A 14,264-nucleotide genomic window follows, 5' to 3' on the forward strand; every position below is an offset into this window, starting at 1 on the left:
CGGGCCGTGCGCTCGGGCGTACGGGAACTCGTAAGAGGTTGCCTTGACGACGCAGCAGGGATTCGACGGTGGCAGCGGCATCCGGCAGGCGATCCTCGACGTCACCCGGCGGGAAATCTCCGAGTGCGGCCTGACCGGGGTGAGCATCCGCAGCGTCGCCCGGCGCGTGGGTGTCGACCCGCGGCTCGTGCGGCACTACTACGGGTCCAAGGAGCAGCTCCTGCGCCACGCGGTGCAGGTCGACGGCAACCCGGTTGAGCTCGCCGAACAGCTGCTGGCCGGCAGCCGTCGCCGACTGGGTCGGGCCACCGCGACGGCCCTGCTCGCCCACTGGGACAGCCCTCGTACGACGATCTCCTACCGGGCCCGGCTGTCCGCCTCGCTGACCAGCGACGAGATCGCCGAGCTGATGCGCGACGAGTTCGTCCGGGCGTTCTTCGGCACGTTGGCCGAGGGTGTCAGCCCCGACCGACACGAGCTGCGGGCGGCGCTCGCCGCGTCCCAGGTGATCGGCCTGGCCCTGTGCCGCTACCTGATCGACGGCACCGAGCTGTCCCGGCACGACCGCGACGATCTGGCGCGGATGATGGGTCGCACGATCCAGCACTACCTCACCGCCGACCTGGCTGAGTGACACCGGGCGCGTCGACGGTCGAGCCGTCAGCGCGTTCCAGGTCGCGGGCCGCCACCGGCCCGTCGTCGCCCGACGCCCGCCCCCGGGTCGGCGACGGCGCGTCATCCCGGCGGCCGGTCACGTTGTCCTTGGTCAGCAGCCGCTTGAAGTCCGCGGGCGCCACCGTCATGACCCAGGCCACCATGAGGAGCCGGCGGGGCATCGTGAAGTGGTAGTACCGCGCGTTCGGGTCGCCGAACCGGTACAGCGGCGGCACGAACCGCGCCCGGCGCAGCTCGCGGAAGATCATGTCGGCCGCCTCGGCCTGCCGCAACCCGCCGGCCCGGACCCGGGCGAAGACCTCGAAGAACCAGTCCAACATCTGGCGCAGGCCGTCCGGGGTGCGGAACCACAGTCCACCGTCGGCGAACCGCTCGACCGGATCCCACGCCCCGGCGGCCAGGGCGTCGTTGGTCGCCCGCTTCAGCGACAGGTGGGCCAGGATCTGCCAGAGCAGCCAGACCCGGCTGTACGCGTTCCACAACGCGAAGCTGCCGGCGGCCGTCCGGGCAGCGGCCAGGATCTGGTCGTTGAACTCGATCAGGGCGTCCTGGAAGGCCGCCACATCGGCCAGGTCGGCGCCCGTCGCCGGCTCGTCGTGGAGCGCTCGCGGCAGCGCGGCCCCGAGCGCGTGGACCATCTCCGCCGTCATCGTCACGTCCCGGGACAGGAACTCGTCGGTACGGCAGGCCGACCGCTCCATGGCGAACCACCGGGGCCCGTGGGTCACCGCCGCCCGGCGCTGCCAGTGGGGCGAGGTGGTCCAACCGTCCTCCGCCGTAACGGCCGCGAACTGCTCCGCCAGGCTCGGGAACGGCGCGACCAGCGCCTGGAACGCGGCGTCCGGCTCCGCCGGCAGGTCGTCGAACCGGTCGTGGTCCAGCCCCACCGTCACGCTGCACAGGTCGTTGGCCGCGTCGTGGTGGTTGCGGAAGTCCACCACCTGGATCCAGCCACCGTCGAAGAGGTGGTGCACGGTCCCCCGTGACCAGGTCGTCGCCCGGTGGTAGTCGGCGAGCTGGCTGCACTCCTCGAACTTCCGGACGCCGCGCAGGTGGGCGTGCATCATCTTCGACCGCAACAGCAGCGGGCCGGGATCGCCGTCGGCGGTCGCCGCCCGCAGGGGTGACTCCTCGCCGCAGGCGTCCACCACGAACCGCGCGGTCACCGCCCGCCCGGAGCCGAAGGTCAGGTGTACGGCCTCGGGAGCCAGCCGGACCTCGGTGCTGGACGCCCGTTCCGGCAGCACCGACGCGCCGTACCGCACGGCCAGCTCCCGGGCGTACTCGTCGACGACCGGCCGGTAGAGGTGCCACTCGCTGTGCTCGCCCGGCACGTGGAACTGCACGGCGTGCGCCGGGTCATGCCGGCGGCCCGCCGTGTGGTGCAGGAAGGCGAGGCTCTTCTTGATCCCGCTGGTCGCGCGCACCGCGTCCGGCAGGTCCTCGAAGTGGGCGAAGGAGGCGATCTCCGGCACGTCGAACCGCTCGGCCAGCAGGTGCAGCACAGCGGTCGTGTACGGCACGGTGCTGTCGCCCGAGGGCAGCACCGTGTCGTCGGGCGAGCCGACGAGCAGGACCCGCAGGGCCTGCTTGGCCAGTACCGTGGCGAGCAGGCCGGTCGCCAGATGGCTGCCCAGGATCACGACGTCGTACGACACCGGGGCGTCGGGTTCGATGGTGGTCATACGGTCTCCTAGAAGATCTTTCGGCCCATGAGCTGCTCCTTGCCGGCCTCGCGCAGGAAGCCGAGCATCAGCCGTCGCACGTCCGGCGGCGCCTTGGTCGCCGCCCAGAGCATCGTCCGGCCGATCTTGAGCGGAGTCGGGTTGATGAACCGCAGGTGGCGGTCCTTCCAGCCCCAGTGGTCCGGCACGAAGGGCGCCCGGTTGAGGTGGTCGTAGAGCGCGTCGGCCGCCTCGTCGCCGGTGATCTTGCCGGCCTCGAAGTCGCCGCACTGCTTGACCATGTCCTCGAACAGCTCGCCGTAGCCCTCGTGGTCGGACCAGTGCAGGCCGGGGTTCTTCACCTCTTCCAGCTCGTTCAGATGCCGGTCGTCGCCGGTGGAGCGCCACCGGCGGTACGCCTCGTGGGCCCGGAAGGTGCCCGCGTTGGAGCCCCACGCCCAGATCCGGAACACGGCCGTCCACAGCGAGTAGTGCTCGAACGAGGCGTACGCGGCGTTGACCAGCTTGTCGTTGCCGTCGAACAGCGCCTGCTGGCGCGTGTTCACCCCCTCGAACCGGTCGGCCGAGAAGTCGTCGTCGCCGACCGCCCGCAGGATCCGCCAGGCCAGGACGTTGACCGCCTCGCAGGTGTTGGACAGACCACGGGAGAACAGCGGGTCGATGAACGCCGCGGCGTGGGCCAGCAGCACCCACCGGTCACCGACGGTGGTCTTCGACGAGTACTGGACCCGGTCGGTGCCCACCCACTCCCGCATCGGCCGCGCGCCCTCGAACTGCGCCTCCATGCCGGGGAACCGCTGCATGTGCTTCCAGAAGTCCTCCTCCGGCGACATGCCGGGCGTCTTCGGGTACATCCGCGGGTCCATCGTGAGGCCCACGCTGCACAGCGGGTTCTTCGAGTCCTTGTGGTTGTTGAACGCGATCACCCACGACCAGCCGCGCGGGAACAGGTGGTGGACGGTGCCCTCGTAGAACGGCACGGGCGGCTTGTCCGCCCCGGTGCGGTTGAACACCTCGTCGGTGGTCTTGAGGTCGATCATGTGGTTCCAGACGGCCCGCGAGTGGTGCTTGTACCGGCACGGGTCCTCGCGCAGCGCGAACTTCTCGGCCAGCGGGGAGCGGTAGCCGCTGGCGTCCACCACGTAGCGGCTGCGGAACTGCTCTCCCCGGGTCGAGCTGACGGTCACGCCGGAGTCGTCGAAGTCGACGTCGGCGATCGTGAAGTTCACCCGCGCCGTGCAGCCGTACTTGATCGCCGCGTGGAACAGGTACGCGTCGGTGTCCTGCCGGTACATGTGCGGCGTCTCGTGCAGCAGGCTCGGGAAGTTGAACATCGTGACCTGCTTCGGGTCCTGCGGCTTGCCCTCCTGGTGGTTGAGGAAGGCGAAGTGGTCCTTCTTGCCGTGCCAGGGCGAGATGATCTTCTGGCAGGCGGTCAGCGTCGCCAGGGTCATCAACTCCGGCACCTTGTACCGCTCGGACATGGTGCGCAGCGACACCAGCATGTTGGGGATGGTCGACTCCCCGATGGCGAACTTCGGGTGCGCCTTGGCATCGACCAGCAGCACCTTCGCGCCGTTGCGGGCCAGGATCGCGCCGAGCATCGAGCCGGCGAAACCCGCGCCGAGGATGGCGACGTCATAGGTGGCCTTCTCGGCCTCGATCAATTCACTCACCGTGCACTCCAATTTCCTCGGGTTACTTCGGCTCGGGAACGCGCAGCCGGGAGCCGAGCACCGGCCAGCCAGCGAGTTTCTGCTTGATCTCCTCGACCGGCTCGAACTCGCCCCGGGCGAAGCGCTTGCGCATGAAGAGGGTCAGGCCCTCGTAGGTGAGCTCACCGATCGCCGGCGGAGCGTCCCGCTTCGCCCAGCGCAGGGTGCCGAGCACCTTGGCCGCGGACGCGCCGGTGATCCGGATCGCCGGGTCGGCCAGGCCGAACGCCGGCGGCACGAACCGCGCGCTGGCGAGCTGGTCGCGGATCTGCTTGGCGACGTCCTTCGGCTCGGCCTCCCCCGCGTCGACGGCGCGCATCATCCTGCTGACGCCGGCCAGGAACTCGAGCACCTCGGCGTGGTCCGGGTCGTCGACCTTCGACCGGTCGAACTCGCGCAGCTCGACCCGCCACCACGGCCGTTCCATCCGCCGCAGCACGGCGGGGTCACGGGTCTTGGAGTAGAGCGCGTAGCCACGGTTGATCTCGAAGGTGGAGAGGATCTGGGTCAGTGCCCACACCCGGAACCAGGCGTCCCACAGGTCCCAGTCCCGGAACGCGATGTACGCGTTGTTGACCAGGTCGTCGTTGAAGTCGAGCTGACCCTGTTCGAGCTCCTGCACGTACTCGAACCGCTCGACGGCGAAGTCGTCGTCCTTGAGCGCGTCGAGCAGCCGCTGGGTCAGCGCGTTGATGATCTCCATGGTGTTCGACAGGCCGCGGGAGAACAGCGCGTCGACGAAGCCGGCCGCGTGCGACATGAGGCACCAGCGGTAGCCCACCGTCTTCTTCGGCGAGTACTGCAGGCGGCCCGTCCGCACCCACTCGCGCACCGGGGTGGCGTCGGTGAACTGCTGCGCGATGCCCGGGAAGCGGTCGAGGAACCGGCGGAACTCCTCCTCCGGCGAGCAGTCCGGCACCGGATGCATCCGGGGATCGAACTGCACCCCCACGCTGCACAGGTCGTTGGTGGACCGGGGGTGGTTGTCGAACGGGATCACCCACATCCAGCCGCCCTCGAAGATGTGGTGCAGCGTCCCCTCGTGCCACCGGGTCGGGTTGCCGTACGTACCGCGCGGGGCGAAGTCGTCGTACGGCCGCACACCGACCATGTGCGTGAACAGCGACCGCGAGTGGTGTTCCAGCCGGGTCGGCTCCTCCCGCAGGTCGAACTGCTCGGCCAGCGCCGAGCGGAAGCCGCTGGCGTCCACCAGGTAGCGGGCCCGTACCGGCGCGCCGGGACCGACGTCGAGCGTCACGCCGTCGTCGTCGACCTGCACGCCCGCGATACGCGTCTGCTGCCGGATCACGGCGCCGTACTTCGCCGCGACGGTGAGCATGAAGTTGTCGATGTCCTGCCGGAAGAAGTGGTTCTCGGTGTTCAGGATCTTCGGGATCTGGAACATGTTGGACTCTTCGGGCCGCTGCTGCTCGCCCGGCCGCTGGTAGACGAAGCCGAAGTTCCTCTTGACCCCGCCGGTGGTGTTGATGTTCGCGTACACCGACTCGAAGGTGCTCAGGTACTTGATCTCCGGCACGCCGTACCGCTCGCTGATCAACCGCATCGCCATCGACGTGTACGGGATCGTCGACTCACCGACGGCGAAGCGCGGGTGCGTCCCGGCGTCGATCACCAGCGTGTACGCGCCGTTGGCGGCCAGGCATGCCGCCAGGGTGGAGCCGGCCAGCCCGGAGCCGATCACCACCACGTCGAACATCCCGTTGTGCGCGGCCGCACCTTCCATCATGGACTCCTTATCCATCGGATTCACTTCGGCGCCGGGACGCGGAGCCGCTTGCCGACCACGGGCCAGCGCGCGATGAGGTGCTTGAGTTCCTCGCCGACGGCGAACTCGCCGCGCGAGAAGCGCTTCTTCATGAAGAGCGTCAGGCCGTCGTACGTGAGGTCACCGACGGCCTTGGGCGCCTTCTTGCGGGCCCAGCGCAGGGTCTTGCCGATCTCGAAGAAGTTGGCGTCGGTCCACTGGTTGTTCGGGTCGGCGAGGCCCCACGCGGGCGGCACGAAGTCCGCCTCGCGCAGCAGCCGCAGCAGCTCGGCGGCCGTCTCGCCGGACTCGGCCCGTCCCTCCTGCACGGCCCGGGTCATGTCGTTGACCTGCTGCAACAGGCCCATGACCGCGCCGTACGGCGAGTCCTGCGGGATGACCCGCCCCCGCCACCACGGCCGCTCCAGCGGGGCCAGCACCGCCGGGTCGCGGGTGTCCAGGAAGCGGGCGTACGCCCGGTTCACCTCGAAGGTGGCGATGAACTGCCCGAGCGACCAGATGCGGAACCAGGCGTCCCACAGTCGCCAGTCACCGAACGACGTGTACGCGTTGGCGACCAGGTCGTCGTTGAAGTCGAGCAGACCCTGCTCGAACTCCTGCATGTACTCGAACCGCTCGACCGAGAAGTCGTCGTCCTCGATCGCGGAGAGCAGACGGTGCACCAGCGCGTGCATCGTCTCCAGCGAGTTGGACAGCCCCCGGGAGAACAGCGGGTCCAGGAACCCGGCCGCGTGCGAGGTGAGGCACCAGCGGTAGCCGACCGTCTGCCGCGACGAGTACTGCAGCCGGCCGGTACGCGTCCAGTCCCGCACCGACCGCGCCTGGGCGAACTGCGGCTCGATGTCCGGGTACTGCGCGATGAAGCGGCGGAACTCCTCCTCCGGAGAGCAGTCCGGCACCGGGTGGATCCGCGGGTCGAGCTGGAGCCCGACGCTGCACAGGTCGTTGGTGCCGCGCAGGTGGTTGTCGAACGGGATCACCCACATCCAGCCGCCACGGAACAGGTGGTGCAGCGTGCCGTCGTGCCAGGGGCTGGGATGCCCGTACCGGGACTTGGGCGCCAGCTCGTCGTACGGCCGGATGCCGACCATGTGGGTGAACAGCGACCGCGACTGGTGTCGGAACCGCGTCGGCTCCTCCCGGAGGCCGAACTGCTCGGCCAACACGGAACGGAAGCCGCTGGCGTCGACCACGAACTTGGCCCGGAAGTGGCCGCCGGTGTGCTTCAGCGTCGCTCCGTCGTCGTCGATCTCCACGCCGGTGATCCGCACCTGCTGACGGACCGTGGTGCCGTACTTGGCGGCGACCGTGAGCATCCAGTTGTCGATGTCCTGGCGGTAGAAGTGGCTCTCGGTGTGGGTGACCTTGGGAATCGGGAACATGTGGGTCTCGCGCGGGTCCTGGCGCTCCCCCGGTCGGTGGTAGACGAACCCGAAGTTGCGCTTGACCCCCGACGTCGTGTTGATCTTGGACTGGACGCCCTCGAAGGTGGACAGCCACTTGATCTCGGGAACGCCGTACCGCTCGCTGACCAGCCGCATCATCATCGACGTCGCCGGGATGGTCGACTCGCCGATGGCGAACCGCGGATGGGTCGTGCCGTCGACGATCAGCACCTTCGCGCCGTTTCGGGCCAGGCACGCGGCCAGCATGGTGCCGGACAGGCCGGACCCGATGATCGCGACGTCGTACTCCGGTGTGCCGCGCGGATGATCAGTCATGTCGTTCAAGCTCCTTCATCGCTGTGGGAGCGGGCAGGTAGCCGGTCCGCACCATCCAGCGCAGGTAGATGTCGAGTAGGTCGTCGTCCAACGGCGGGCACCGGACGTCGGTGCCGTGCAGTTGTTCCTCGGTGTTGTCGACGGCGTAGTGGACGGCCTCCTCACCGCCGACCACGAACTCCTGGACCACCGGCATGACCGGGTGCAGCTCGTTCGTGCCGACGGCATAGGTCGCCTTGAGCGCCTGCCACCACTCCTCGACGGGTACGACCTCGACCGCGAAGCCGTGCCGACGCAGCGCGCGCACCACGTCCGCGAAGAGTGCCTTGTACGGACTCACCAGGTGGTAGGTGCCACCCAGGGCCGGGCCGTAGCGGGAGATGTGCACCAGCGCGCTCGCCACGTAGTCGACGGGCGTCATCTCCACCTTGATGTCGATGTCCGGCGCCAACCCGAGCTGCACGCAGCCCTTCATCACCCGGGTGGTGAAGTGGGTGGTCAGGCTCGCGCCGGTGCGGGAGTCGCCGAGCACCCGGCCCGGCCGGTAGATGTCGGCCGGCACGCCGGAGGCGCGGGCCAGCTCGACCAGCCGCTCCGCCGCCCACTTGGTCTGCACGTAGCCGGTCACCAACCGACCGGCCGTGGCGATGTCGTCGTCCTCGCCGACGACGTCGCGGCCGGGTGCCGGCAGGCCCCAGATGCCGTACGTCGACACGTGGTGGACCGCGGTCGGCCGGCCACGCGCGGCCAACCGCAGGACCTCCTCGGTGCCCGTGACGTTGTCCGGCCGGAGTTGCTGGTAGTTGTAGCCGAAGTGCACCCGGGCGCCGCAGTGGTAGATGCCGTCCAGCAGGTCGGCGAGTTCGTCGTACCGGTCGGCGGGCAGGCCCAGCCCGGGCTGCCCCAGGTCGCCCGGCAGCACCGTGATCCGGTCGACGGCGGTGGCCGGCAGGGGCAGGTAACGCTCCATGTTGTCCAGCAGCCGCCGCAGGCCGGTCTCCTCGTCGGCGCACCGCACCAGGCACCACACCCGGGCCGTGGTCGACTCCAGCAGGGTGTGCAGCAGATAGCCGCCGACGAAGCCGGTCGCGCCGGTCAGCAGGACGTTCCGGGGATCGCGCACCCGGGCCGGCGGGTCACCGGCCACCCGGATGTCCGGCGCGAGGCTCACGTCGCCCGCGATCCACGCCGGGTCACTGGCCTGGTCACCCGCCAGGTCGTCGCCGCCCTGGTCGCCGCCGGGCTGGCCGCCGTCCTCGGCGGACGCGTCGACGGACCGGTCGGCCAGCAGCCCGACGAAAAGGTCGGCCCATTGTGCCGGGGTGGCGAGGGTGAGCAGGTCACCGGCGCGCACGGTGAGGCCGAGATCCCGTCGGCAACGCCGGACGGCGTCCATGACCATGAGCGAGTCCATCCCGCTGGCCAGCACGTCGCTCTCCTCGTCGAGGGCCCCCGAACCGGCGCCCAGGACGTCGGTCGCCAACTCGACCGCGTACGCGCCGAGCGTCGCCCGTACCCGGCGCGGGTCACCCTCGGCACGCAGGCCGGCCACCAGCGGGGCCTCCGCGACATCGTCCGCGACCGGTTCGTCGGCGGTGATGCCGCGCAGCATCGGCCGCTCCGTGCGGGCCTGCATGACCGGCTTGAACACCGACCAGTCCACCGCGCACACCACCCGCTGCGAGGCGTCGCCGGCAGCGAGCGCCGTCAGCATCCGGATGCTCTGGTCGGCCGGCAACGGACGCAGCCCGGTGGCCTTCAGGAACGCCATCACCTCCTCGCCGAAGAGCGCGGAGGGCAGGTCCCACGGGCCCCAGGCGACGGACAGGGCCGGCAGGCCGGCGGCGTCGCGGTGCCCGGCCAGCGCGTCGAGGAACGCGTTGCCGGCCGCGTAGCTGGCCAGGTGCTGCGAGCCCCAGGTCGCGGCGATCGACGAGAAGCCGACGAAGAAGTCCAGTTCCGTGCCGCGCGTGAGCTGGTGCAGCAGCCAGCCGCCGATCACCTTCGGCCGCCACACCCGCCGGTACGCCGCGTCGGTGGCCGTGCGGGCGTACTCGGGCTCGGACACGCCGGCCGCGTGGACGACGCCGCGCAGCGGCCGGGGGTCGCTCTCCAGCGCGGCGAACACGGCGGTCATCGCGGCCTCGTCGACCACGTCGGCGGCGACCACGTCGACGGTGGTCCCCAACCGTTCCAGCCGCCGCACGGCGTCGATCCGCCGCGCGGCCTCCCCGGTCGCGTCGGCCCAACCGTCCCGCTCGGGCAGCGGTGTGCGGGCGAGCAGCACCAGGCGGCCGGCGCCGGCGCGGGCCAGCCATTCCGCGACGGTCAGGCCGATGCCGCCGAACGCGCCGGTGATGAGGTACGTGGCCTCGCCGTGCACCGGCGGCCGACGGCGCAGCGCCTCGGCCGGCAGCGGCGCGGGCGTCAGGCGCAGCGCGTACCGACGATCGGCGCGCAGCGCCTGCTGGTCGTCGTAGCCGTCCTCTCCGTCGGCGGGGCCGACGCGGGACGGGTCGCCGGCGATCAGCCCGCCCGTGGTCAGCGCGGCCAGCAGCGACTGGTCCTCGCCGGGTCGGCGCTCCGGGTCCAGGTCGATCGCGCCGCCCCACCGGTCCGGGTGCTCCAGCGCCAGCACCCGGCCCAGGCCCCACAGCGTGCCGGCGACCGGGGCGACCGCGTCCGGCGCGGCGGACTCGTTCGGCACCCGCAGGGCAGCGCGGGTCACCAACGTGAGTCGGGCGTCGGCGCACTCCGGGTCGTCGAGCATCGCGCTCAGGAGGGCGAGGGTCGTCAGGTCCGCGCGCCCCGCGTACTCCTCCAGGCTCACGGCGTCGCAGTCCGTCGACGAGGGCGCGTCCAGCCCGGTCAGGACCACCACGAGCCGCGGGCGGCCCGGGCCGGCCGACCAGGTGGTGACCAGTTCCCGGACGGCGTCGGGGTCGGGCCGGCAGTCCGGCCCCTGGCCCAGCACCGGCGGCGCCGCCACCGTCACGGCGGCGTCGCGCTCCCGCAGCAGAGCGGCCAGCCCGGTCACCAGCGCGGCATCCGCACCCGTCGGGTCGGCGACCAGCAGGTAGCTCTGTCCGGAGAGGTCGGCCGGCGGCTGCGGGGCCGGCCCGGGCAGGAGCGCCCAGGTCTGCTCGTAGAGCAGGTCGGCCGGGGCCTCCCAGTGCGCCGGCGCGGGCACCGGCGCGACGGTCACGTCCTGCGCGTACCCGATCGGGACGCCTCCGGCGTCGAGCAGGTCGACGGCGCCGGTCAGCGCGTCGCCGACCGCGCGCAGGGAGCCGGCGCGCACCCGCACCGCCCGTACGCCGTCCGGCGGCACGACGCCACCGGACGGCGCGGGCGTGCCACCGAGCGCGCCGCAGCCGGCCACCGTCGAACCGGTCTCCGACTCCACCCCGCCCGCCACCGCGACCGCCACCCGCGCGGCGTCGAGCACCTCGTGCCAGCCCGCGCCGTCCGGCACGGAGATCGCCGGTGCGGTCCCGGCGTCGGTGTCCACGTCGGGGTACGGGCGGTCAGCCGGCCAGCGGCGACGCAGCACCCCGCTGGCGTGGCGGATCCACGGCGCGGCCAGCGCCTCGCGGGCCGCCGTGGCCCCGACCAGCTCCCAGGCGGCCGAGCCGTCGTCCCGCGCCGTGACGGTGAGCCGCAGGTGGCCCCGGTCGCCGGTCGGGACCGACGTGTGGACGCTCAGATCCTCGGCGCACCGCCACCCGCCACCCAGGCAATCGGTGGCAGCCCGGACCGCCACGTCCAGCACCGCGCCGAGACCCGGTGCCTCACCGGGCAGCGCCTCGGGCGTCACCTCGTACGCCGGCACGGGTCCGGGCAGGCGGCGGCCGACGCCCGGGATCTCGCCGGCCACGACGGCGGCCCCGGTCTCCTCGGCGGCGGCCGGCGCGGACACCGGCGGGGCGACCGGCCCGACCTCGCGGAACCAGTAGTGCGCGCCGCGCCACGGTGTCGTCGGCAGCGGTACCGCCCGCACGTCCTCGCCCTCGTGGAAGGCCCGCCAGTCCGGACGCGAACCCCGCAGACTCACGGTCCCGACCGCGCCGAGCACCTCACGCAGGTCCTCACCGCCCCGCCGCAGCGTGGGCACGAACGCGCAGTCCGGCTCGCCGGCGAGGGAGCGGGCGGCCAGGGCCGTCAGCACGGGCGCGGGCCCGAGCTCCACGAAGGTACGCACGCCCGCTTCGTGCAACGCGCGCACCCCGTCGCGGAAGCGGACCGCGCCGGCCGCGTGCCGCAGCCAGTAGTCCGGGCCGAGGTCGTCGTCGCCGAACAGTCGCCCGGTGACGTTGGACGCCAACGGGATGCGCGGCGGGCGGAACGACAGGCCGGCCAGCACCGCCCGGAACGGCTCCAGCATGGGCCGGATCAGCGGAGAGTGGAACGCGTGCGACACGGCCAGCCGCCGGGTGCGGACGCCGTTGGTCGCCAGCCGTTCCAGGACGGTGGCCACATGCGCGGCGTTACCCGAGATCGTGACGTCGCCCGGCCCGTTGACGGCGGCGACGGCGACCGTGTCCGCGTACCCGTCGATCGCCGCGACGGCGACGTCCTCCGCGCAGCCCGCGGCGGCCATCGCGCCGCCAGCCGGCAGTTCGGCCATCAACCGCGCCCGCGCGGCCACCAGCGTCGCGGCGGCGGGCAGGTCCAGGACACCGGCGACGCAGGCGGCGACCAGCTCGCCGACACTGTGGCCGGCCACCGCGGACGGCCGCAGGCCCCAGGAGAGCCACATCTGGGCCAGCGCGTACTCCACCGCGAACAGCGCCGGCTGCGTGTAGCGGGTGTCGTCGAGCGGCGTCGGACCGTCCGCCCACAGCACGTCCGCCAACCGACGGGGCAGCTCGCGGTCGAAGAGCGCCGCGGCCTCCTCGAACGCGGTGCGGAAGGCGGCGTTGCCCAACAGCCCCCGAGCCATGCCCGGGTACTGGGCGCCCTGGCCGGTGAACAGCCAGGCGACCTTGCGATCGCGGCGGCGGGGCAGCGCGGCGGCCGTCAGCCCGCGCGGGTGGCGGCCCTGGGCGTACGCCGACAGGACGTCCGCCAGCTCGTCGGTGTCGGCGGCGGTGACCGCGAGGCCGTACGTCTGGACCGCGCGACCGACCTGCGTGGTGTAGCAGGCATCGCCGAGGGATGGCGCGTGCGGGCCGCGCAGCCACCGCGCGTGCCGGTCGGCCGTCTCGCGCAGCGCCTCCTCGGTACGCGCGGAGGCCAGGAACAACCCGTACGGCGGTTCAGCACCGGCCCGAACCGCGCCGGTCGGCGGCGCCGCCAGTACGACGTGCGCGTTCGTCCCGCTCGCCCCGAAACTGCTCACCCCGCCGGTGCGCGGGTGGCCCCGATCCGGCCACGGCGTGCAGGCGACGGGCACCCGCACGTGCAGAGCGGACCAGTCCAGGTTCGGGTTGGGCTCGCTCAGGTGCAGGTGCGGTGGGATCTCTCCGTTCGACATCGCGAGCACGACCTTGAACAGGCCGGCGATGCCGGCGGCCGGCTCCAGGTGCCCGATGTTCGTCTTCACCGAGCCCACCAGCAGCGGGTCGTCGGGTCGGCGGTGCCGGCCGATGACGGCTTCCAGCGAGCGCAGCTCGATGGGATCGCCGAGCGAGGTGCCCGTTCCGTGCGCCTCGACGTAGTCCACGCCGTCCGGCCCGACGCCGGCCTGCCTCATGGCCGCGCCGACCACGTCCTGCTGCGCGAGCGGGTTCGGCACGGTGAGACCGCTGGAGCGACCGTCGTGGTTGACCGCCGAGCCACGGACGACCGCGACGATCGGGTCGTCGTCGGCCAGGGCGGCGGACAGCCGCTTGAGCACCACGACACCGGCGCCCTCCCCGCGGGCGTAGCCGTCGGCCGACGCGTCGAAGGTCTTGCACCGCCCCTCGGCGGACAGCCCCCGGAACTTGCTCATCATCACGAAGCCGTACGGCGACAGCAGCAGGTTCACCCCGCCCGCCAACGCCAGATCGCACTCCCGCAGCCGCAGCGCCTGGCACGCCTCGTGCAGGGCGACCAGCGACGACGAGCAGGAGGTGTCCACGACCTTGCTCGGCCCCCGCAGTCCGAGCAGGTACGAGATGCGGCCGGCCAGGAAGCTGGGCTCGCCGGTGAGCTGGTAGAAGTCGACGTCGTTGATGTCGCCGACGGTCTGCCGGGCGCGTACGTAGTCGGTCGTGCTCAGCCCGAAGTAGACGCCGGTCCGCGAGCCGTCGAGCCGGTCGGGCGCGTAGCCGGCGCGCTCCAGCCCCTCCCAGCAGATCTCCAACGCGATGCGGTGCTGCGGGTCCATGCCCAGCGCCTCGCGCGGGGAGATCCCGAACGCCTCCGGCTCGAACCGGTCGACCTGGTCGAGGAAGGCGCCCCGGATCGTGTACGCCTTGCCCGGCGCCTCCGGGTCCGGATCGTGGTACGCCCGGGCGTCGGCGCGCTCCGGCGGGAACTCCGAGGTCGTGTCCACCCCGTTGCGCAGCAGGGTCCAGAACTCCTCGGGCGAGTGCGCGCCGCCGGGGAACCGGCAGGCCATCCCGACGATGGCGATCGGTTCGTCCAACCAACCGTCACGGCTGTCGGCCAGGCGACGACGCAGGTCCTCGATGGTGCGCAGCGCGTCGGCCATGAGCCGGCGGCTGTCCGGTGTACGCGAAGCGGTCGTCGACAT

6 protein-coding genes are annotated in these 14,264 nt (G+C 72.0%); 1 reads left to right on the forward strand and 5 read right to left on the reverse strand.

Annotation, left to right across the window (positions count from 1 at the left end; all coding sequences use genetic code 11):
- Nucleotides 1–43 precede the first annotated feature (43 nt).
- A complete protein-coding gene (locus tag ACQPZK_RS19115; protein WP_433534295.1) occupies nt 44–634 on the forward strand; it encodes a TetR family transcriptional regulator in 591 nt (196 codons plus the stop codon).
- Here ACQPZK_RS19115 and ACQPZK_RS19120 read toward each other — a convergent pair.
- From ACQPZK_RS19120 to ACQPZK_RS19140, 5 genes are read right to left on the reverse strand one after another with little or no spacing between them, the layout of a single operon-like run.
- The gene (locus tag ACQPZK_RS19120; RefSeq protein WP_433534296.1) at nt 612–2,360 is read right to left on the reverse strand and encodes an NAD(P)/FAD-dependent oxidoreductase; all 1,749 of its coding nucleotides are present in this window, start codon (nt 2,358–2,360) and stop codon (nt 612–614) included. The two genes, ACQPZK_RS19115 and ACQPZK_RS19120, sit on opposite strands and share 23 nt — an antisense overlap.
- Nucleotides 2,361–2,368: 8 nt before the next feature.
- On the reverse strand, nt 2,369–4,036 hold the full coding sequence (locus ACQPZK_RS19125; protein ID WP_433534297.1) for an NAD(P)/FAD-dependent oxidoreductase: 1,668 nt from the start codon (nt 4,034–4,036) through the stop codon (nt 2,369–2,371).
- Between the two features lie 22 nt (nt 4,037–4,058).
- Nucleotides 4,059–5,822 carry an NAD(P)/FAD-dependent oxidoreductase gene (locus ACQPZK_RS19130; protein WP_433534298.1) on the reverse strand — a complete coding sequence of 588 codons (1,764 nt, stop codon included), beginning with the start codon at nt 5,820–5,822 and terminating at the stop codon, nt 4,059–4,061.
- Nucleotides 5,823–5,842: 20 nt separating this feature from the next.
- Nucleotides 5,843–7,582 (reverse strand): NAD(P)/FAD-dependent oxidoreductase, encoded by a 1,740-nt coding sequence (locus ACQPZK_RS19135; protein WP_433534299.1) that lies wholly within the window; start codon nt 7,580–7,582, stop codon nt 5,843–5,845.
- On the reverse strand, nt 7,575–14,264 hold the full coding sequence (locus tag ACQPZK_RS19140) for a thioester reductase domain-containing protein (RefSeq protein WP_433534300.1): 6,690 nt from the start codon (nt 14,262–14,264) through the stop codon (nt 7,575–7,577). The genes ACQPZK_RS19135 and ACQPZK_RS19140 overlap by 8 nt, the downstream gene beginning before the upstream one ends.

The sequence above is a fragment of the Micromonospora sp. CA-249363 genome, assembly GCF_050950185.1.
Classification (GTDB): Bacteria; Actinomycetota; Actinomycetes; order Mycobacteriales; family Micromonosporaceae; genus Micromonospora.